The organism is Hongsoonwoonella zoysiae (genome assembly GCF_013266695.1).
GTDB lineage: Bacteria > Pseudomonadota > Alphaproteobacteria > Rhizobiales > Stappiaceae > Hongsoonwoonella > Hongsoonwoonella zoysiae.
Map to the genome: position 1 here is coordinate 710,016 of NZ_JABRXF010000001.1, position 19,200 is coordinate 729,215.

The 19,200-nt window shown below is 60.3% G+C and carries 19 protein-coding genes; 4 read left to right on the forward strand and 15 right to left on the reverse strand.

Going from position 1 to position 19,200, the window contains the following annotated elements; genetic code table 11:
• Positions 1-46 precede the first annotated feature (46 nt).
• From HPQ64_RS03275 to HPQ64_RS03305, 7 genes are all read right to left on the reverse strand, one after another.
• Positions 47-1,210: an iron-containing alcohol dehydrogenase gene (locus HPQ64_RS03275; RefSeq protein WP_172886944.1), complete on the reverse strand. Its 1,164-nt coding sequence runs from the start codon at positions 1,208-1,210 to the stop codon at positions 47-49.
• Positions 1,211-1,287: 77 nt separating this feature from the next.
• Complete coding sequence (locus tag HPQ64_RS03280; protein ID WP_172886945.1) at positions 1,288-2,676, reverse strand: aldehyde dehydrogenase family protein; 1,389 nt, start codon at positions 2,674-2,676, stop codon at positions 1,288-1,290.
• A gap of 94 nt (positions 2,677-2,770) precedes the next feature.
• Positions 2,771-4,138: a glutamine synthetase family protein gene (locus HPQ64_RS03285; RefSeq protein WP_172888483.1), complete on the reverse strand. Its 1,368-nt coding sequence runs from the start codon at positions 4,136-4,138 to the stop codon at positions 2,771-2,773.
• A gap of 174 nt (positions 4,139-4,312) precedes the next feature.
• Positions 4,313-5,362 carry a TRAP transporter substrate-binding protein gene (locus HPQ64_RS03290; RefSeq protein WP_172886946.1) on the reverse strand — a complete coding sequence of 350 codons (1,050 nt, stop codon included), beginning with the start codon at positions 5,360-5,362 and terminating at the stop codon, positions 4,313-4,315.
• Positions 5,363-5,507: 145 nt separating this feature from the next.
• Complete coding sequence (locus tag HPQ64_RS03295) at positions 5,508-6,833, reverse strand: TRAP transporter large permease (RefSeq protein WP_172886947.1); 1,326 nt, start codon at positions 6,831-6,833, stop codon at positions 5,508-5,510.
• Positions 6,830-7,339, reverse strand: coding sequence for a TRAP transporter small permease subunit (locus tag HPQ64_RS03300; RefSeq protein WP_172886948.1), 510 nt, complete (start codon positions 7,337-7,339; stop codon positions 6,830-6,832). The genes HPQ64_RS03295 and HPQ64_RS03300 overlap by 4 nt, the downstream gene beginning before the upstream one ends.
• A gap of 63 nt (positions 7,340-7,402) precedes the next feature.
• Entirely contained in the window at positions 7,403-8,203 is an 801-nt protein-coding gene (locus HPQ64_RS03305; RefSeq protein ID WP_172886949.1) for an N-formylglutamate amidohydrolase, read from the reverse strand.
• 171 nt (positions 8,204-8,374) lie between these two features.
• Here HPQ64_RS03305 and HPQ64_RS03310 point away from each other — a divergent pair, with 171 nt between their 5' ends.
• Together HPQ64_RS03310 and HPQ64_RS03315 are read left to right on the forward strand one after the other, a co-directional pair.
• Positions 8,375-9,232, forward strand: coding sequence for a MurR/RpiR family transcriptional regulator (locus tag HPQ64_RS03310; RefSeq protein WP_172886950.1), 858 nt, complete (start codon positions 8,375-8,377; stop codon positions 9,230-9,232).
• Positions 9,229-10,101, forward strand: coding sequence for an N-formylglutamate amidohydrolase (locus HPQ64_RS03315; RefSeq protein WP_172886951.1), 873 nt, complete (start codon positions 9,229-9,231; stop codon positions 10,099-10,101). The genes HPQ64_RS03310 and HPQ64_RS03315 overlap by 4 nt, the downstream gene beginning before the upstream one ends.
• A 73-nt stretch (positions 10,102-10,174) precedes the next feature.
• Here HPQ64_RS03315 and HPQ64_RS03320 read toward each other — a convergent pair whose 3' ends face one another.
• Positions 10,175-10,918 carry a glutamine amidotransferase-related protein gene (locus HPQ64_RS03320; protein ID WP_172886952.1) on the reverse strand — a complete coding sequence of 248 codons (744 nt, stop codon included), beginning with the start codon at positions 10,916-10,918 and terminating at the stop codon, positions 10,175-10,177.
• Positions 10,919-11,087: 169 nt separating this feature from the next.
• Between HPQ64_RS03320 and HPQ64_RS03325 the strand changes: the two genes are divergently transcribed.
• Positions 11,088-11,894, forward strand: a complete 807-nt coding sequence (locus tag HPQ64_RS03325; RefSeq protein WP_172886953.1) for a polysaccharide pyruvyl transferase family protein — start codon at positions 11,088-11,090, stop codon at positions 11,892-11,894.
• Between the two features lie 21 nt (positions 11,895-11,915).
• Here HPQ64_RS03325 and HPQ64_RS03330 read toward each other — a convergent pair whose 3' ends face one another.
• The 7 genes from HPQ64_RS03330 to HPQ64_RS03360 all read right to left on the reverse strand — a co-directional run bounded on the left by HPQ64_RS03330 (position 11,916) and on the right by HPQ64_RS03360 (position 18,549).
• Entirely contained in the window at positions 11,916-13,238 is a 1,323-nt protein-coding gene (locus tag HPQ64_RS03330; protein WP_172886954.1) for a TRAP transporter large permease subunit, read from the reverse strand.
• Between the two features lie 3 nt (positions 13,239-13,241).
• Complete coding sequence (locus tag HPQ64_RS03335) at positions 13,242-13,745, reverse strand: TRAP transporter small permease (protein ID WP_172886955.1); 504 nt, start codon at positions 13,743-13,745, stop codon at positions 13,242-13,244.
• A gap of 202 nt (positions 13,746-13,947) precedes the next feature.
• The gene (locus tag HPQ64_RS03340; RefSeq protein ID WP_172886956.1) at positions 13,948-14,559 is read right to left on the reverse strand and encodes a DNA-3-methyladenine glycosylase I; all 612 of its coding nucleotides are present in this window, start codon (positions 14,557-14,559) and stop codon (positions 13,948-13,950) included.
• Positions 14,560-14,637: 78 nt separating this feature from the next.
• The gene (locus HPQ64_RS03345; protein WP_246270255.1) at positions 14,638-15,627 is read right to left on the reverse strand and encodes a cyclase family protein; all 990 of its coding nucleotides are present in this window, start codon (positions 15,625-15,627) and stop codon (positions 14,638-14,640) included.
• Between the two features lie 123 nt (positions 15,628-15,750).
• Positions 15,751-16,038 (reverse strand): YciI family protein, encoded by a 288-nt coding sequence (locus HPQ64_RS03350; RefSeq protein WP_172886957.1) that lies wholly within the window; start codon positions 16,036-16,038, stop codon positions 15,751-15,753.
• A gap of 123 nt (positions 16,039-16,161) precedes the next feature.
• Positions 16,162-16,758 (reverse strand): TetR/AcrR family transcriptional regulator, encoded by a 597-nt coding sequence (locus HPQ64_RS03355; protein WP_172886958.1) that lies wholly within the window; start codon positions 16,756-16,758, stop codon positions 16,162-16,164.
• Positions 16,759-16,866: 108 nt separating this feature from the next.
• A complete protein-coding gene (locus HPQ64_RS03360) occupies positions 16,867-18,549 on the reverse strand; it encodes a sulfatase-like hydrolase/transferase (RefSeq protein ID WP_172886959.1) in 1,683 nt (560 codons plus the stop codon).
• 113 nt (positions 18,550-18,662) lie between these two features.
• Between HPQ64_RS03360 and HPQ64_RS03365 the strand changes: the two genes are divergently transcribed.
• Positions 18,663-18,902: a hypothetical protein gene (locus tag HPQ64_RS03365; RefSeq protein WP_172886960.1), complete on the forward strand. Its 240-nt coding sequence runs from the start codon at positions 18,663-18,665 to the stop codon at positions 18,900-18,902.
• Positions 18,903-19,200: the final 298 nt, after the last annotated feature.

A 19,200-nucleotide genomic window follows, 5' to 3' on the forward strand; every position in this document is an offset into this window, starting at 1 on the left:
GTATTTCAAATTCACCACACTGGTTCGTCGGGAGGTTTTCGGTATTTCAGAGGCGGCCTTCGAGTGCGGCATCGAAGATCTGCTTAGCACCGTCCTTTATGAGCTCAATCGGGTTGCCGCCCGCCGTGGGGTCTACCACCGCCATCTCGGCGATGAGCTCTCGCTTTTCGCCGCCGACCTTGAGCCCTTCCAGCGTATGCGGCACATCAAGGTCGGCCCTGAGCTTCAAGATGGCCTGCATCAACCCGTCGAAGCCGCCGGAAATGCCGAGATAGCCCGCAAGCCGGTTGAACTTCTGCTCGATTACCGGCCGGTTGAAGGCAAGCACATAGGGCATGAAGACGGCGTTCGTCATGCCGTGGTGGGTGTCGTAAAGCGCGCCGACCGGATGCGAGAGCGCATGAATGGCGCCAAGCCCCTTCTGGAAGGCGACCGCGCCCATGGCGGCGGCCGACATCATGTTCCCACGCGCGATGAGATCGTCCGGCGTGTTCGCGGCCCTTTCCAGGCTTTCGAAAACAAGACGGATACCCTCGACCGCGATGCCGTCTCCCATCGGGTGATAGAAGGTGGAGGAATAAGCCTCAAGACAGTGGGCGAGCGCATCCATGCCCGTGCCGACGGTGAAATAACGCGGCATGCCGACGGTGAGTTCCGGATCGCAAATCACCGTCGCGGGAAGCATCTTCGGGTGGAAGATCACCTTCTTGGTGTGGGTTTCCTCATTGGTGACGACGCCTGCGCGGCCCACTTCCGAACCCGTGCCCGCCGTCGTCGGGACGGCGACGATCGGCGCGATGCCCGCCTCATCCGCCCGTTTCCACCAGTCGCCGATATCCTCGAAATCCCAGATGGGGCGCGTTTGCCCGGCCATGAAGGCGATCACCTTGCCCGCATCGAGGCCCGAACCGCCGCCAAACGCGATCACACCGTCATGATTGCCCGCCTGAAAGGCGGCCACGCCCGCCTCAATGTTCGATCCGACCGGATTGGGCTTCACATCGGAAAAGACGACGGGGTCCAGCCCTGCCTCGCGGCAGACGGAAAGCGCGTCTTCCACCATGGGAAGTTTGGCGAGGCCGGGATCTGTGACGAGAAGCGGCCGCTTCATGCCGGCTGCCTCGGCCACCTTGCCAAGCTCCTTGATACGGCCGGCGCCGAAGCGGATCGAAGTGGGGTAGGACCAGTTTGCTGACGGGGAGGTCGTCATGTGTTCAAGCTTTCTGACAGGATGGGCGTTGCGGGAAGCGCCCGGCCTCCCGCGTTGCGTGACGATGGTGCGGATGCTCAGGTTTCCAGACGAAGGTGATAGGACTTCGGCCGCGTCAGCGCATCATAGCCGAAGGTGGAAAGGCCGGAACCCTTGCCGGTGTCCTTCACGCCCGTCCACACAAGTGCCGGATCGACGTAGTCGCAGCGGTTCATGAAGACGGTACCCGTCTCCACCCGGTCGCCGATGGCGATCGCCGCTTCCTCGTCCTTCGTCCAGACGGAAGCCGTGAGCCCGTAGGGACTGTCGTTCATGAGCGGGATCGCATCCTCGTCGGAACGCACCTTCATGATGCCGACCACGGGGCCGAAGCTTTCCTCACGCATGACCGACATCTGGTGGTCGACATCGACCAGCACCTGCGGGGCAAGATAGGCGGTGCCCGGCTTGTCCATCGCGAATTTCGACGTATCGATCAGCGGTTTCGCGCCCTTGCGCAGGGCCTCCGCCGTCTGCTCGCGCACCCAGTCGGCAAAGCGCGGCTGCGCCATCGGCCCAAGCGTAGTCGCCTCATCGAGCGGGTTGCCCAGCACATATTGACGCGTCATGTCGGCGAAGCCTTCCACGAAATCGTCATAGCGGCTTTCGTGAACGTAGATCCGCTCTATCCCGCAGCAGCATTGGCCGGAATTATAAAATGCGCCGTCGACGAGACCGGCGATCGCGTAGTCGAGATCCGCATCCTCGCGCACATAGGCCGGGTCCTTGCCGCCAAGCTCGAGGCCAAGGCTTGCGAAGGTGCCTGCCGCCGCGCGCTCTATCGCGCGCCCGCCGGCGACCGAGCCCGTGAAATTGATGTGGTCGATCCTACCGGAACCGAGCAGCTTTTCCGTCTGCGAATGCGAGAGCACCACATTCTGGAAGACACCCTTCGGGATATCCGCCGCCTCGAAGGCCTTCGCCAGCCGCTCGCCGACGAGAAGCGTCTGGGCGGCATGCTTCAGAATGACGGAATTGCCCGCGATCAGTGCCGGCATGATCGTGTTGATCGCCGTCATGAAGGGGTAGTTCCACGGCGCGACGACAAGCACGACGCCGACGGGCTCGCGTTTCACGTAGCGGGTGAACCCCGGCTTGTCCGTATAGCGATCGGGCGCGAGCGCGGCTTCGGCGATCTGCACCATGTAACGGGTGCGCTCCTCGACACCACCCATTTCGCCGCCATAGCGAACGGGCCGGCCCATCTGCCAGGCAAGCTCCGGCACGATCTCATCATTCATCGCCATAAGCGCCTCAAGCGCGGCGATCACGTAACGGCTGCGCTCGGCAACGGATTTCCGCGCCCAGTCGCCCTGTGCAGTACGGGCGGCGGCGACCGCGCGGTCAAGCTCGACCTCGCTCGCGATGGGGCGTTCGGCGTAAACGGAGCCGTCGACCGGCGATATGATTTTGACTGTTTCGCTCATCTTGCGATCCTGCTGGGAAAAGATCCGGGAGGCTTTTCTCTCGCTCCCCCGGCTGGGTGTTTTGTCATGAAATCCACCTTCGGGAGAAGCGAAATCAGCTCCGCTCGAATCCGCGCTTCAACTCCCAGTCCGTGACGCGCCGGTCGTATTCCAACTGCTCCCATTTCGCGGCGTGGACGTAGTGATCCATCACCTCGTCCCCGAAGGCTGAGCGCAGCATCTCCGACTTGTCGGCGGCTTCCGTAGCGGCTCTCAGGGTGGAAGGAATCTCGCGAACGTCCGTTCCCTGATAGGCGTCGCCCACGAAAGCGGCCTCGAGCACGCGCTCCTTCTCCATCCCGTCTATACCGGCGGCAATGAGGGCGGCCATGGCCAGATAGGGGTTGAGATCCGCCCCGCCGACGCGGCATTCCACGCGAACCGACGTGGTATCCGCGCCGACAACCCGGTACCCGGCGGTGCGGTTGTCCATGCTCCAGATCGCCTTGGTTGGCGCGAAGGTACCTGCCTGGAAGCGCTTGTAGGAATTGATGTAGGGCGCGAGAAAAAGGGTGATCTCGCTGGCGTGATGCAGTAGCCCGGCGAGATAATGCCGCATGAGCTTCGACATGCCGTGCTCGCCGGCCTCGTCGTAGAAAAGCGGCTCGCCGTCGAGGCTCCAGAGAGACTGGTGGATGTGCGAGGAATTGCCGGCGCGCGCGAAGTCCCATTTCGCCATGAAGCTGACGGCGCGGCCCTTGGCCCAGGCGATCTCCTTGCAGGCGTTCTTTATGATCGAATGGCGGTCGGCCATCGTAAGGGCGTCCGCGTAGCGAACGTTGATTTCCTCCTGGCCGGCTTCCGCCTCGCCTTTCGAATTTTCCACCGGCACGTCTGCGCCCTGAAGGCCGTTGCGGATCGCACGCATCACGTCTTCCTCCTTGGTGGTCTGGAAGATGTGATAATCCTCGTTATAGGCGCTGATGGGGGTGAGGCCGAGATGACGCTTTGCCTGCGCCTCCTCGTAGCTTTCGCGGAAGAGGAAGAACTCAAGCTCGCTCGCCATGGTCGCCTTCATGCCCATGGCCTCAAGCCGCTTCACCTGACGCTTGAGAACGGCACGTGGCGAATGCGGCACGTCTTCATGCGTGTGATGGTCAAGCACATCGCAAAGCACGAGCGCCGTGCCCTCCAGCCACGGCACGCGCCGCAGCGTGGAAAGATCGGGCTTCATCACATAGTCGCCATAGCCCGACTGCCAGCTCGTCGCGCGGTATCCCTCGACCGTGTGCATCTCCATGTCGGTCGCCTGCAGATAATTGCAGCTATGGGTTTCCTTGTAGGCGCTGTCGACGAAGAATTCCGCCTGGAAGCGCTTGCCCATGAGCCGGCCCTGCATGTCCACCTGAGCGGCGACGACCGTGTCGATTTCGCCGTCCGCCACGCATTTCTTCAGCTCTTCGTACGTCAGTTTGCCAGCCATGTGAGATGCCGTTTCCTGGATGTGCCGGGCATTGCCGGCGCGTATGAATTTCGTTTCGTGTTCGACCGGCATTTAAAGCGAATTCCGATCACGAAAGCGATCCCGCTTTCAGGACAAGCGCTCCAGCCGGTCGGTCCCCGCCCCGGAACCGAAGCTCCGGGGCGGGCGCTGTCGTCAGGTATAGCGATAGGGGCGACCGGCCTTGTCCATCGCCGCGTTATACGCGCGGAGAATGCCGACGACCTTGGCCTTGACCTCGCTTTCCGCCGCGATCTCGTCCCAGAAGTTGCGGGCTTCCGCCTCGACCTGGGCCCATTCGGCGTCGGGGATGGTGGTCAGTTCCATCTTCGTGCCATCGACGCGCAGCTTCGCCTCGCCGCCCCAGTACCAGTGCTGGCGATAATAATGCGAGGAATCCATGCAGAGCTTGAAGAGCTCCTGCAGGTGCGGCGGAAGTTCGTTCCAGCGTTCCTCGTTGGCGAAATACGAGCCGCACCATGCGCCCGAAATGTTGTTTGTGAGGAAGTAGTTGGTCACATCCGCCCAGCCGACGGTGTAGTCCTCGGTGATGCCGGACCATGCGATGCCGTCAAGCTCGCCGGTCTGCACCGCGACCTCGATATCCTCCCACGGCAGGGTGACGGGCACCACGCCGAAGCGCGACAGGAAGCGACCGGCCGTCGGGAAGGTGAAGACGCGCTTGCCCTTGAGATCCTCAAGGCTGTTGATCGGCTCCTTCGTGGCGAAGTGGCACGGATCCCACGCACCGGCGGACAACCATTTGACGCCGCCGATCTTGGAGTATTCAGACTCCCAGATTTCGTTAAGGCCCCACTGGTTGAACAGCACCGGCACATCGAGGCTGTAGCGCGTGGCGAAGGGGAAATAGCCGCCGAAGACCGAAACCTCCGTCGGGGCGGCGATGGAATCGTCATCCGACTGCACGGCGTCGATCGTGCCGTTCTGCATGGCGCGGAACAGCTCGCTCGTCGGCACCAACTGGTCGGCGAAGTAAAGCTCGATCTCCATCTCGCCGTTGGCGACCTTGTTGAAGGCGTCAATCGACGGCTTGATGACGTGCTCGGCAAGGGCGGGCCCGGCATAGGTCTGCAGGCGCCACTTGATCGGCGACTGGCCGAGAACGGCTGGCGCGGCAAGCGAGGAGGCGCCGGCGGCGGCGGTCGCCACGCCGGCTTTCTTCAGAAAATCACGTCTGTTGGTCATCTGCTTATTCCCCTTGCTGGTTATTACCGACTTTCGCCCTCTGCCCTTTTTTCATTAATCATCACCGAGAGCGTTCGACTGTCTGCCTTGTTTCCTTCCTCCCGTTTTCCTTCTCCTCTTTGCTCGGAAATCGCCTGGTTCGGCATCACCGCCCGTAGACCTGTTGCGGCAGCCAAAGCGCGATCTGCGGAAATGCGGTGACGATCGCAAGTCCGAAGACCATCACCGCGACGAAAGGCACGATCGAGCGGTAGATATCGCCAAGCGTCACTTCCGGCGGGGCCATGGCGCGCATCAGGAAGAGATTGTAGCCGAAGGGCGGCGTCATATAGGCGATCTGGCAGGTGATCGTGTAAAGCACGCCGTACCAGACGAGATCGAAACCAAGTTCGCCGACGAGCGGTACATAGAGTGGAGCCACGATGACGAGCATCGCCGTATCGTCCAGGAACATGCCCATCAGGATGTAGGAAAGCTGCATCATGATGAGGATCTGCCAGGGGCCGAGGCCCAGACGGTCGACAAAGAAGCCTTCGATGGCGCGAACCGCACCCAGCCCGTCGAACACCGCACCGAAGCAAAGTGCGGCCAGGATGATCCACATGAACATGCAGCTGATACCGAGCGTCTTGTGCACGGTTTCATGCAGGACGCGGAACGTCAGCCTTCTCTTGACGAGGGCGGCCATCGTCGCCCCGACCGCGCCGACCGCGGAGCTTTCGACAAGGCTGGTGTAACCCATCACGAAGAGACCGGTCATCGTGAAGAAGATGAGGAACGGTATGACGCCGGCGCGAAGCAGCCTGATCTTGTCGGCAAAGGTGTATCTGTCGCGCTCTTCCTTATCGAGCGGCGGCCCGAGTTCCGGCTGCAGCTTGCAGCGGACGACGATGTAGAGAATGAAAAGTCCGGCCATCAAAAGGCCCGGGAAAGCGCCGGCAAGCCAGAGCTGGCCTACGGGCTGGCGCGCGATCATGCCGTAAAGCACGAGAACGACGCTCGGCGGAACCAGAATGCCGAGCGAACTTCCCGCCTGGATGACGCCCGTGACCATGATCTTGTCATAGCCGCGCCTGAGCAGCTCCGGCAGGGCAATGGAAGCGCCGATGGCCATGCCGGCAACCGAAAGCCCGTTCATGGCCGAGACGATGACCATCAAGCCGATGGTGCCGACCGCGAGCCCGCCGTTGAGTGACCCCGTCCACACGTGGAACATCTTGTAAAGATCGTCGGCGATGCCCGATTCCGAAAGCATGTAGCCCATGTAGATGAAAAGCGGAAGCGTGAGCAGCGGATACCACTTCATCAGCTTCATCGCCGCGCTGAAGCCTATTTCCGAACCGCCATCCCCCCACAGCCAAAGGGCGGCGACAACCGCCACGAAGCCGATGGCCGCGAAGACGCGCTGCCCCGTGAGGAGCATCATCATCATCGAGGAGAACATGACGAGAGCGATCATTTCGTAGCTCATGCGAGCGGCTCTCCCCGGGCTTCCGCGATGTTTCTGAAGAAGGTCGCAATCGCCTGAAGCAATGTCAGGAAGATGCCGACGCACATGACGATCTTGATCGGCGCCATATAGGGCCGCCAGGCCGAATAGCTGCGCTCGCCATATTCAAGCGCGTAGGACGTGGAGGAAAGGCCGCCGTAAAGCAGCAGCGCGAGATAGAAGATCATGAAGCAGACGGTGACGGCGTCGACCATCGCCCGGGTGCGCGGCTTCCAGGTGTCATAGAGCAGGTCCATGCGCACATGGGCGCGCATCTGGATGGAGTAGCCGCCGCCGAGCAGGAAATAGGCCACCATCATGAATTGGGCCATTTCGAGCGCCCAGAGCGGCGGAATGAAAAACGCCTTGGTGATCGCCGAATAGAAGAGCACGCCGACCATCGCGAAGATCATGTACATCGCCATAAGCCCGACGACGCGGTTGACCGCATCCACATAGCGCACGAAGAGCCTTATTGGCTTCGGCATGGGCGCCTCCCCGCCGCTTGCGCGGCCGTGCGGTGGTCGCAGAAGATCATATCCGCTATCCCCTCAATTCGTCTCGTTCGCCACGGCCCCGCTCGCGCAAACCGCCTTCCCCGCTTCGGCCAGAAGCGGCGCGAGACGCTGCGCCCAGATGTCTTCCGCCGCGGCGTTCGCCACCTCGTCGTTGCGTATCTCCAGCATGACGCAGGCCAGCCCCTGCGCCTGGCCATGCCGGTCGAGCGTATAGTAGACGCCATCGGACGGTGCGTAAGGCTCATTGTCGCCGACCGTCAGGCTTGAATCGGATTTCAATGCGGATATCAGGTGCCCGGCAAGCCTGCGGTCACGGTCGTAAAGCACCCCGATCTCCCACGGGCGCGAACGGCCCTTGTAAACGGGCGTGAACGTATGGACCGAGACGAGCAGCGTCGGCCATCCACGCGCGGCACGCTCGTCCAGAAGCTCATCGATAGCGTTATGAAAAGGCGCGTGTACAAGCGCGATCCGCGCCGCGCGGTCTTTGTCCGACAGATCCCAGTTGCCGGGAATTTCGGTCGTTTCGCTCAACGCGGGTGCAAGGTCCGGCGCATCCGGCGCGCGGTTGCAATCGACCAGCAGGCGGGACAGCGTCGGGTGGATCAGCGGCGCATCGAGAAGCTGCGAAAGGCGGCTCGACACGCCCAGCGCCCCCGGATCCCACGCGATATGCGCCTGAAGGTCCGCCTGCGAAAGGCCGAGCGTGCCAAAACCCGCCGGAAGCGCGTTCGACGCGTGGTCGCACAGGATAACGAAGCATCCCGCACCGTCACGATTGACGATCGCAACCGGCTCGGCTCCGCCATCCGCTTCGGCCTTTGCTTCGTTCATTCCCCTCCCCCGATGTTGCGCGGGTTCGAATCGGCACTCCGCTTTTTGTTTTATTTATTACAGAATTGCGGAAACCGCCAAAGCCTGTATGATTTGATACAATGGCGAAAGCCAAGTCAAATGACAATTCAACCGCGCCCGAAAGAACCTCACGGGAGGCCGCGAGCGCCGATGCAGCAATCACTGGCGGAAGATATCCGCGATCGGCTCGATACCTTTACCGTGACGGAGCGGCGGGCGGCGCTGGCGCTTCTGGGCAATTATCCGATGCTTGGGCTAGGAACGGTGGCGGAATTCGCCCGGGTTGCGGGGGTGAGTTCGCCGTCGATCCTCAGGTTCGCGGCCCGCCTCGGCTATTCCACCTATGCCGAGTTTCAACGCCGGCTGCGCGACGAGCTGGAAGACCAATTGAAATCTCCCCTCGCCCGCGCACAGGATCCCGGCGCTTCGCCTGAAGCTTCGGGCGAGGTCTGGTCGGCGACGATCGACAATATCCGCGAAACCTTCCAGCACCTGCCCGCCGCCGAAATCAAGGCGGCGATCGAGCTGATCGCGGATGAACGACGCTCCGTCTATCTGCTTGGCGGCCGTTTCTCCGACGCGCTTGCCCGGCACATGGCCGCCCACTTGAGGATCCTGAGAGGCAAGGTGGTGCATCTGGCCGGGCAGGAAGGGAACTGGCGCGATTTCCTGATCGACATGCGCAAGCGGGACGTGCTCGTCATCTTCGATATCCGCCGCTACCAGGGCGATGTCATCCGCCTTGCGCAGGCCGCGGCCGCGCGCGGGGTGCAGATCGTCCTGATCACCGACACCTGGCTGTCGCCGGTCGCAAGCGTTGCCGCCCACGTTCTGCCGGCACGGGTATCAGTGCCTTCGCCGTGGGATTCGCTGACCGCACTCATGACCATCGCCGAGACGCTGATCGCAGGCGTTACGCGGGCCGAAAGCGAGCGCAGCCAGACCCGTATGAGCGAGCTGGAGCGCCTTCGCGACGAGGAAGACCCGCAGCGAAAGGGCGCGCCGTGACGACAGGCTTTCCGCAAGGCATCCCGGACCTTTTCGACGTCCGCCTGCCGGATCGAATTTCGGCGCCGCTCGTTTTCGACAGCCCGCATTCCGGCACGCTTTATCCGCCGGATTTCACGCCCTGCCAGCCGGAACGCCGCTTCCGCCGGGCAGAGGACATGTATGTCGACGATCTGTTCGCCGACGCGCCCTGCCTTGGCTTTCCGCTGCTTGCATGCCTCTTTCCGCGCATCTACTGCGATGCGAACCGGGCGTTAGACGATATCGCGCCCGAAACCGTGGAAGGTGGCGATGAACTGGCCCTGTCGCCGACCGACAAGGCGGCTCTCGGCAAGGGCACGATCTGGATGAAGACGCCGCCGGACGGCGCGCCGCTCTACGACAGGCGCCTGGCGGCGCACGAAGTGCGTCGCAGGATCGAAAACTATTGGCACCCGTATCACGCCGCTCTGGCAAGGCTGCTTGACGCGGTGAGGCTGCAGGCGGGGCGCGTTTATCACGTAAACCTGCATTCCATGCAAACAGTCGCGAACCCGATGCATCAGGACAAGCTCGGTTCAAGACGGCCCGACATGGTCGTCTCCGACCGCGACGGAACCACCTGCCGGCGGGAATTCACCCGGGCCGCGCAGGAAGTCCTGGAAGACCTCGGCTTCATGGTGAAGCTCAACGCCCCGTTCAAGGGAGCGGAGATCGTACGCGTCTCGGGCAGGCCGGAAGCGGGGTGCCATTCGCTGCAGCTTGAGATCAACCGGGGCCTCTACATGAACGAAGAGACCTACGAGCGGCTGCCGCAATATGAGGATACCAAGGCCAAGCTGACCGAGTTTGCCCGGCGGCTCGGAAATTGGGTCTCCCGCCAGCCATGATCGCCCGAAAGCCCGGACAAAGCGTGAAGCCCGTGCCCATCGCCGCCCATCCGGATGCTGCGCCGAATTTCCGCTAGACAGCTTCCCGGTGGAGCGCCTTTTGCAGGAAAGCCGCGATCCAGCGCGCGACAAGCTCCGAATCCTGCCCGGAATTGACGCGAGACAACGCCTCGTCGGCGAAATCCTCAGGCAGCGCGGTTCCACGCCGCATCCTGATCAGGTCCGCGCTGAAATCCGGCCCGAATTCCGGATGGCCCTGGAAGGTGATGGCCCAGTCGTCATAGGCGATCAGCGCGTTGGGGCAGAAGTCGGAGCTGGCCAGCACCTTGCCGCCCTCGGGCACTTTCGTCACCTGGTCCTGATGGGATACCTGAAGCGCGAAACTTTTCCTCTCGCCCTCCATCCAGTCCGCTCGTTCGCCAACGTCATATTCGTGCAGACCGACGCCCCAGCCGCGATCGGATTTCTCCGCCCTGCCACCGAGTGCTTCGGCGATAAGCTGATGGCCGAAGCAGATGCCCACGACAGGGCTTTTCGCCTCGTAAGCGCGCCTGACGAAGCTTTTCAGCTTCTCGATCCAGTCGTACCCGTCGTAGACGCCGAAGCGGGACCCGGTGATCAGCCATGCGTCGCATTCCCGGGGGGCCTTCGGGAACTCGTCGTCAAGGATAGCGTAGGTCCTGAACTTCGCGCCGCTGCCGGAAAGAAGCTCCTCGAACATATTCGGATAGTCCGGATACCTGTCCGCCAATTGTTCCGGGAGATGTCCGGTCTCCAGAATTCCGATGGTGATCGGCCGGCTCGAAGATGCGGTCATTTAGGAAATCCGTTGCGATGTTCACAGGCCACGGTTGTGGCGCGCCAACCCTGTCCGGTCAAGCCCAACGTGATTTCTACCTTTGCCGATACGAAAGGTTTGTGAGGTGAGATTGGACTAAAAAATGCGAATCTTATATATCCGAGTTCATGTAATGGAGGCCATATAAATGGTAAATGTTCAACTTTTTGGCGACCACTCACAATATCACTGCGGCAGCTGGGCAGTGATTGAAGTAATAAAAAATATGATTACAGAGAATAATAAAATTGTCTCAGATAACAATTATGATATCCTTATTGTAAATGGCGAAGGAAGTATGCATCACGATACACCTCACCATAAAGCAAAAATGAATAAAATAAAAGAAGCAATAGAACTTGATCGTAAAGTATTTCTTGTTAATACTGTATGGCAAGATAACAATTCAGAATACGATGAAATACTTAAAAACATTGATGGCATAACTACCAGGGAAATTTTAAGCCAACAAAATCTATATCTACGTCATGGAATAGAATCTACTGTGTTTCCAGACCTGTCTCTGCAATTAGAAATCGATGATTCAGCTGAGCATGCAGATGTCAAAGGCCATCCAACTACAAATGATTTCTTGGCTCAAGGGTTTGGGTTTGTACGTATTACGGAAGGGATATTTAGTGATTTTCCATTTTTAGATATGAAGCTGCTTCCATGGTCCACTCTAGTCAAAACACTTAGAACATCATCTTTACTAATTACAGGGCGGCATCATGGCGTAATGGCGGCATGTAAAGCAAAAACTCCCTTTGCAGCTCTCGCTGGCAACACACACAAAATAGAGGGGTTTATTAAGACTTCCGGAATTAATATTCGTGTCGCTCACAATCCTCGAGAATTGCTCACTGTCGCCAATTGGGCAAAAAAAAATAAATCCGCATATGATGAATTCTTTGAATGGGTCGACGAACTCCCGAAATGGAAACTGCCATTTTAGGCAATATAAAATAATAAAAAATCAATAAAGCCAGCGGATCAAAAACAGCGTGATCGAAGGAAACATCACGAGGATCGCCACGCGCACGATGTCGCTGGCGATGAAGGGAGCGACGCCGCGAAAGGTCTGCCCGAGCGGTACTTGGCGCGCCATCGAGTTGATCACGAAAAGGTTCATGCCGACCGGCGGCGTTATCAGCCCCACCTCCACGACGATCAGCACGATAATGCCGAACCAGATCGCGAATTCTTCCAGCGGCAGGCCATAGTCGAGCGCGGAAACGATCGGGAAGAAGATCGGGATCGTCAGAAGGATCATGGAAAGCGAATCCATGATGCAGCCGAAGATCAGGTAGCAGACGAGAATGAGGACGAGGACAAGCCACGGGCTCCACCCGAGCCCGGCGACATATTGCGCCGACTGCTGGGGAAGCTGGGAAAACGCGAGAAAGGAATTGAACACGCTGGCGCCCAGCACGATGAAGAAGATCATGCCCGTGGAGGAAGCGGTCGACAGGATCGATTCGCGAAAGCCCTTCCAGTCGAGCCCGCCGTTGAAGAGCGCCACGAGCCCGGTGCCGGCCGCACCCACGGCCGCGCCTTCCGTTGGCGTGAAGATGCCGGCGTATATGCCGCCGATCACGAGCAGGAAGATGACGAGGACGGGCCAGACGGCGACAAGCGCCTCGCGCCTTTCCGCCCAGCTCGCCTTTTCCTGCGCGCCCGCCGACTTAGGGTCGAAACGAACGTAGAGCGAGACGGTGAGCATATAGCCAAGTGCGGCGAGAAAGCCCGGAACGAAGGCGGCGAGGAAGAGCTTGGCGATATTCTGTTCCGTCAGGATCGCGTAGATGACCAGCACGACGGATGGGGGAATGAGGATGCCAAGCGTGCCGCCGGCGGCAAGGCACGCGGTGGAAAGTGAACCGGAATAGCCGCAGCGTTTCAACTCCGGCAGGGCGACCTGGCCCATGGTGGCGGCCGTCGCCAGGGACGACCCGCAGATTGCGCCGAACCCGCCGCAGGCGGCGACCGCCGCCATCGCCACCCCGCCGCGCCGGTGACCCACCATCGTTTCCGCCGCCCGAAAGAGGGCGCGTGACATGCCGCCGCGCGTTGCGAACTGGCCCATGAGCAGGAAGAGAGGCACGATCGACAGGGAATAGCTGGAGAAAGTGTCGTAGATCACCGACTTGAGCTGCGCCATGATCGGGATCCACGTGCCCGTGACGAGCCGCGTTCCGACAATCCCGGTCAGGAACATCGCAAGGCCGATCGGCATGCGCACGAAGATGAGCAGGAGTAGGACGGGGATCGACCAGAGGCCGATTTCAAGCGAACTCACGCGTTAGCCCTCATGTGCGTTGACTGAGCCGCCGGCCCGCGCCAGCTCGCGAAAGCTGCGCCAGACCGTGAAGGCGGAAACGAGCAGAAAGCCGACCGCACCGACCATCGACGCCGCATATCCCCACCAGATCGGGAACTGCAGGATGAAGGAGGTTTCGTGATAGGAGTGCTTGTCGAGCATGCCGAGCGTCAACCGCCAGAGCATGATGGCCGCCGCCAGCGTCATCAGGAGGTTCGCGACGACATCGATGGCAAAATTCACCTTCTCCCCGAAGCGCGCCATGAAAATGTCCACCGTCACGTGGCCGCGACGGTACTGGCACCAGGGCAGGAAGGCGAATATGGCGAAGGCCGCGCCCATTTCGATGATTTCGAAATCGCCGGGCACGGGGCCCAGGCCGAAACGGTTGAACGTTCGCCCGGTGATGCTCGCCACCGTCATGACGGTAAGCCCGACGAGCACCGCACCGCCGACCAGGGCGAGCCATGCGCTCAAACCGTTCATGAATCGATCGACCCGCTGATACACGGCGACCCCTTGTGACTGGATTCCTCCCGAAGCGAATTTTCATTCGCCACCCGGCTGAACGTTACAGGCCGGAACCGGTCGCCACAATGATCAATCGTTTTGGTAATGTAAAATGAGAAAAAAGGGCATTTTCATAACTTTTGAGAATGCCCCTTCGTTAAGCACGCGCGAGAGCCGCTCAGCCTCCCGGCCGGATGAAGTCCCGCCTTGCCCGCGAAACATCCTCCCTGATCGAACAACCCTCGACATGGTCGTTGATCAATCCCATGGCCTGCATGAATGCATAGACCGTCGTCGGCCCGACGAATTTCCACCCACGCTTCTTCAGATCCTTCGACAATGCGACGGATGCAGGCGAAGTCGACGCCGTTTGCGGTTCGCCGAGCGCGCTTTCATCAGGCTCGAAACGCCAGATATAGGCCGCCAGCGAACCCTCGCGCTTAACGAGTTCCTGCGCCCGCCTCGCATTGTTGACGACCGCCTCGATCTTGCCGCGGTGACGCACGATCCCCTCATCGCCCAGCAGGCGCTCCACATCGCTTTGCGTGAAGAGGGCGATCCGGTCGAAATCGAACCCGTGAAAGGCCTTCCGGAAACCTTCACGCTTGGCGAGGATCGTTCTCCAGCTCAGGCCGGACTGAAAACTTTCAAGGCACAGCTTTTCGAAGAGCCGCCGATCGTCGGCAACCGGGAAGCCCCATTCCTTGTCGTGATAATCCAGAAACTCCGGCGCCGCTCCGCACCAGCGGCAACGCGGCTTTCCGTCCGGGCCTTCGATTATCCTCGTCATACGCGATCACTCCTGCCCGTTTGTCCGCCCCCGGGCATGCCGGGAGCGGGGTCAATGTCATTGAACCGGACGTCCCGATCAACCGCCGTTCTTCACCGGGATCGCCACGGGACGGATCGGCGAGCCGGTCGCGCCGCTGAGCTTCAGCGGCGAGGTGATGAAGGCGAACTCGTAAACCTCATCCTTCGAAAGCTCTTCCAGCCAGAGAAGCTCGATGAAGGAAACGCCCTTTTCCGCCAGAAGATAGGAATGCACCGGCGCGAAGTTTTGCGGGTTGGTGGAGGGGAAGCTTTCAAGACCCAGATTGTCGGCGCCGAGCACCATCGACTTCTTTTCCTCCGCCAGCCACTTCGCCGCTTCCAGGCTCAGGCCCGACTGGGTAAAGAGCGAGAGTTTGGATTTGTCCGGCCAAAGGCCCATCTGCCCGGTGCGCACCAGCACCACGTCGCCTTCGGCAAGCGCCGTACCCTGTTTGGCGAGCGCATCCTTCAGGTCGTCGACCGTGATGGCGTAGGAGGCCGGCAACACGTCCACGCCCTTGGCCTTGGCCACGTCGATCATGACGCCGCGCGCGACGATCGGCGGGTACTTTTCGGCACCCGATTTTGCCCAGCCACGCACGCCGAGCGCCTCATCGGCGCTGGCGCCGTTGAAGAGCTTGCCGTGCAGGCCGAAGTGGCTGAGCGTGTCGATATGCGTGCCCGTATGGGTGTTCATCGAGATCGCCTCGCTGGAATGCGAGAGCAACTCCCCGCTGCCGTCGCCGCGCGCCGGTGTGTGGATCATATACATCTGATAGGTCGGGTCGCCGAAAGCGGCGCTGCAGCAATCCGGCATGCCGACGAAAAGATCGACACCGAGGTCATAGACCTTGCCCGTATCGATCCGCTGCAGGATTTCCTGCCTTGAGGCGTCGGTCATCATGTTGAGGGTGCCGATCTCGTCCTTCGGCCCCCAGGGGCTCTTGCCGGCCTTGCCCTCCTCCGCCGAGGCCGGGGCGGCTGCGACAAGCGCGGCAAGGGCTGCGGCCGCGCCGAACCTAGCCGTCTGCATCAACAAATCTTTCATGCGTGATTTTCCTTTACTGGGTGGAAGCACACCCCGGCGCCGTGCTCCGGACAAGCGGCGCCCTTCGCTGAAGGCGGTGCCTTCGGCGTTGCGGCGGCCGGGAATGTTCTGGGAAGTTTGTGGTTAGCCGATCAGGAAGCTCAGCCGCTCATCGGCTCTCGACGCGGTGATCTCAAGGATTTCCGGCGTCACGATTTTCTCGACGACGAAAGGGTCTTCGCCGACGAAGCTTTCAAGGTCTGAAAGCGTCGTGTCGTGAGCGAGAAGCGCACCGCCAAGGTTGGGCTGGAGGCTGCCCATCAACACGAAGGTTCCGTTCTCGAAACCGCGCTGGATCCACGCCTTGTGGTCGTCCATGAACTCGCCCGCTCGGGCCTTGTTCTCCGAAAATTTCAGCAACACGATGAACATCCGTCTTTTCCTTATCTCCAGGCTGTTTGCAGGCATGCCGCCACCTTTCGCGCCGCCGCAGGGGCGGCACGTCGAAAGCGGCTGATGCCGATTTGGTGTTTCCGACGAAGTCGGGGCGGAGGGTTACATTTCCGCCCTCTGCCGCTTGTTTACGCCCGCCGCACAGTCCCTCAGCCAGGCGTACATGCTCTCAAGCTCACGGGCGATGAAGGCGTCATCCTGATAGGCATTGGCAAGCGTTGCCGCCCCCTGGCTGCGGGCCAGCAGATGCATCGCCAGTTCGTCCGCGTCGTCCTTGCGGCCCAACACTTCAAACTGCCGCTTCAACCAGGTGCGGAACACGGTGAAAAGCTTGTTCGCCTCGCCTTGCGCCGCATGGTTCAGCTTCGCAAGTTCGCTTGTTAGCGTGCCGATCGGGCAGCCGTAGCGTTTTATCTTCTCACCGTTGACGATCAGGATGTCGATGAAGCTGCGGATACGATCTTCCGGCGTTTGTCCGTCGATCTCCCACTTGTCGAGCATGGCCTGTCGGTCGGCGAGCCGTTTTTCGATCACCGCGTCCAGGATCTCGTCCTTGGTCTTGAAGTGGTGATAGAAATTGCCGCGCGAAATTTTCACGACGCCCGCAATATCGGCGAAGGACGTCTTTTCGAAGCCCCGCCGATAGAACAGATCGTCCGCCGCCGCGATTATCTCGTCACGCGTCGCCTTCTTGCTCATGGCCTTCCTCTTTTACGCCGGCACGGTTCCACAAATTAGGTCGCATGTCCTAATTTGTTTTTAGGACAAGCGTCCCAATTCGTCAACAGGGAATTTTCAGCCGGCTGTTCAATCGCTCTCGGGCTCGAGCAGGAACCGCTGCTTCGCTGGCCCGCTATATTTCGCACTCCAGCGCGGTTCGATTTCGTTTTCGTCATAGACGCCGATGAGGATGCCGGTCGCATAGGGGTTGTTGCGCCTTGCGATGGCTTCGGCGTCGGAAACAGTCGTGCGCTGCGAAAGCCGACGGGCCCAGCGCGACAGACGCCCGTACATCAGCTCGATGACGTCCGCATGCGCCCCGCTTCGCCCGAGATCGGCAAACTCCTGCGGGTCGTTTTCAAGGTCGAAAAGCATGGGCGGAAAACCGCCTTCGGCATGGACGAACTTCCACCGCCTGTCGACGATCATGAAAAGCCTTGCGTCCTTCGGTTCGACGCCGAGTTCGCTTGCCATTGGCGTTGGCGAATAATCGTATTCACTGACGGCGAAGTTCCGCCAGTCTTCCGGCTTTCGCCCGCGCAGGAACGGCAGAAGCGAGCGCCCCTCGACGATATGCCGGGGCACTTCTCCCCCCGCCGCCTCGATGAAGGTGGCGGCAAGGTCGATCGTCTCGACAAGCTCATCGCAGATCGTACCGCGTGCCGCATCCGCTTCCCGAGAGGGGTCATAGACGATAAGCGGCACCTTGACGGACGGGTCGTGGAAGAGATCCTTCTCGCCAAGCCAGTGATCGCCGAGATAATCGCCGTGGTCGGAGGTTACGACGATCATCGTATCGTCCATTCGTCCGCTTTCCTCCAGATAGGCGTAGAGACGGCCCATCTGGTCATCGCACTGCTTGATGAGGCCCATATAGGCCGGGATCACCGTTTCGCGGACCTCGTCCCGCGAAAATGCCTGCCCGATGGGGTTGTTCATGAAAGCCGCATAAACCGGATGCGGATCGGCCCTTTCATCCAGGTGGCGCACGGCCGGCAGGATATGGTTCGCACCATACATCGCGTGGTAAGGCGCCGGCACGATGTAGGGCCAATGCGGCTTGATGTAGGAAAGGTGGCACAGCCAGGGCGCATCGCTTTTCCGCCGCTCCTCCAGGAAATCGATCGCACGGGAGGTGAGCCAAGGCGTCTCGCTGTCCTCCTCGCGGATGTTTGCAGGCATGCGTGCGTTCTTCATGAACCAGCCGGAAGCAACCTCGCCGTCATCCGCAACACCTGCATTGGCGTTTTCCGCCCAGGGGTTCTCCGCCTCGTAGCCTTTCGCTTTCAGGTATTCGTTATAGGGCGATCGCCGCTTGTCGTAGAAACCTGAAGGGCCTTCGCCCCATAACCCGTCATCGCGCAGATAAACGTCGAAACCGCATTCCGAAACGCGCGCGCCGATGACGGAATCCCGCGAGACACCGAGGCGGTCCATCCCCTTTTCATCCGCCTTCATATGCGTCTTTCCGACGAGAAAGGCGTCCATGCCGGCTTCGCGCAGATGATCGCCGAGCGTCATCTCGCCGACCTTGAGCGGATAGTTGTTCCAGGCCGCACCATGGGAGTGGACGTATCGCCCGGTGTAGAAACTCATCCGCGAAGCACCGCAGACCGGCGACTGCACATAAGCGCGGGTAAACCGCACGCCTTTTTGTGCCAGCCTGTCGATGTAAGGCGTCTCCAGCGTCGGGTGGCCGGCGCAGGAGAGATAGTCGAACCGCAGTTGATCGAACATGATGAAGAGGATGTTCTTGATTTTTCCGGCCACCACGCGCCCGCCTTTCCGAAAATCGTTTCCCGTTTCCTTAACCCGCCGATGTCAGGCTACCCATATCCTTGAATGAATTTGCGGTGACGATCGCAAAATCCGGATTTCAGCCAATGCATGAATTTATTTCCATCGCCTACGAAATAATCGGTTACTGGACGGCCCGGATGATCGTGCCGATCATCAGCTTCGGCCGCGTTACGGTGCAGACGATGTCTTCGAACGAAAAAGGCTTCAACTCCTTCGGGCTGAAGCGCAAACCCCACGGAAGATATCTGCTTGAGGATACGATGGCCGGGTGGGTCGGTTGCGGTGTCTGGCTTCTGGCCCTTGGTATCTATCTGGCCGTTTGAGCCGGCATTCCGCATGCAACGCCTTGCCGGGTCCAAAGCCCGGGAAGCCGCCGAACGCCCATGTTCGCTTATTGATTCAAGAACATAAGACGCCACACGCCGCTTGATTTTTCCATTCGTGGAAATGACGGTTGATCCTTTGTACATAAAAAGTTACAAACGCAACTAATAAACGCCAGGCTGCGGAGCGCTTTGCGGACGGATGCCGAACCGGCCGAGAGAATTTAGCTCCCGCCCAAATTATTGCGCATATTCTTGGTTGCCGGATCGGACGGATCCGAATGGAATATGCCGGAGG

Excerpts from the sequence above, each read along its gene's own strand:
- HPQ64_RS03275 (WP_172886944.1), bottom strand. The coding sequence starts at position 1,210 with ATGACGACCTCCCCGTCAGCAAACTGGTCCTACCCCACTTCGATCCGC.
- HPQ64_RS03320 (WP_172886952.1), bottom strand. The coding sequence starts at position 10,918 with ATGACCGCATCTTCGAGCCGGCCGATCACCATCGGAATTCTGGAGACC.
- HPQ64_RS03355 (WP_172886958.1), bottom strand. The coding sequence starts at position 16,758 with ATGAGCAAGAAGGCGACGCGTGACGAGATAATCGCGGCGGCGGACGAT.
- HPQ64_RS03325 (WP_172886953.1), top strand. The coding sequence starts at position 11,088 with ATGGTAAATGTTCAACTTTTTGGCGACCACTCACAATATCACTGCGGC.
- HPQ64_RS03310 (WP_172886950.1), top strand. The coding sequence starts at position 8,375 with ATGCAGCAATCACTGGCGGAAGATATCCGCGATCGGCTCGATACCTTT.
- HPQ64_RS03305 (WP_172886949.1), bottom strand. The coding sequence starts at position 8,203 with ATGAACGAAGCAAAGGCCGAAGCGGATGGCGGAGCCGAGCCGGTTGCG.
- HPQ64_RS03295 (WP_172886947.1), bottom strand. The coding sequence starts at position 6,833 with ATGAGCTACGAAATGATCGCTCTCGTCATGTTCTCCTCGATGATGATG.
- HPQ64_RS03365 (WP_172886960.1), top strand. The coding sequence starts at position 18,663 with ATGCATGAATTTATTTCCATCGCCTACGAAATAATCGGTTACTGGACG.
- HPQ64_RS03345 (WP_246270255.1), bottom strand. The coding sequence starts at position 15,627 with ATGAAAGATTTGTTGATGCAGACGGCTAGGTTCGGCGCGGCCGCAGCC.
- HPQ64_RS03285 (WP_172888483.1), bottom strand. The coding sequence starts at position 4,138 with ATGGCTGGCAAACTGACGTACGAAGAGCTGAAGAAATGCGTGGCGGAC.
- HPQ64_RS03340 (WP_172886956.1), bottom strand. The coding sequence starts at position 14,559 with ATGACGAGGATAATCGAAGGCCCGGACGGAAAGCCGCGTTGCCGCTGG.
- HPQ64_RS03300 (WP_172886948.1), bottom strand. The coding sequence starts at position 7,339 with ATGCCGAAGCCAATAAGGCTCTTCGTGCGCTATGTGGATGCGGTCAAC.
- HPQ64_RS03350 (WP_172886957.1), bottom strand. The coding sequence starts at position 16,038 with ATGTTCATCGTGTTGCTGAAATTTTCGGAGAACAAGGCCCGAGCGGGC.
- HPQ64_RS03335 (WP_172886955.1), bottom strand. The coding sequence starts at position 13,745 with ATGAACGGTTTGAGCGCATGGCTCGCCCTGGTCGGCGGTGCGGTGCTC.
- HPQ64_RS03280 (WP_172886945.1), bottom strand. The coding sequence starts at position 2,676 with ATGAGCGAAACAGTCAAAATCATATCGCCGGTCGACGGCTCCGTTTAC.
- HPQ64_RS03290 (WP_172886946.1), bottom strand. The coding sequence starts at position 5,362 with ATGACCAACAGACGTGATTTTCTGAAGAAAGCCGGCGTGGCGACCGCC.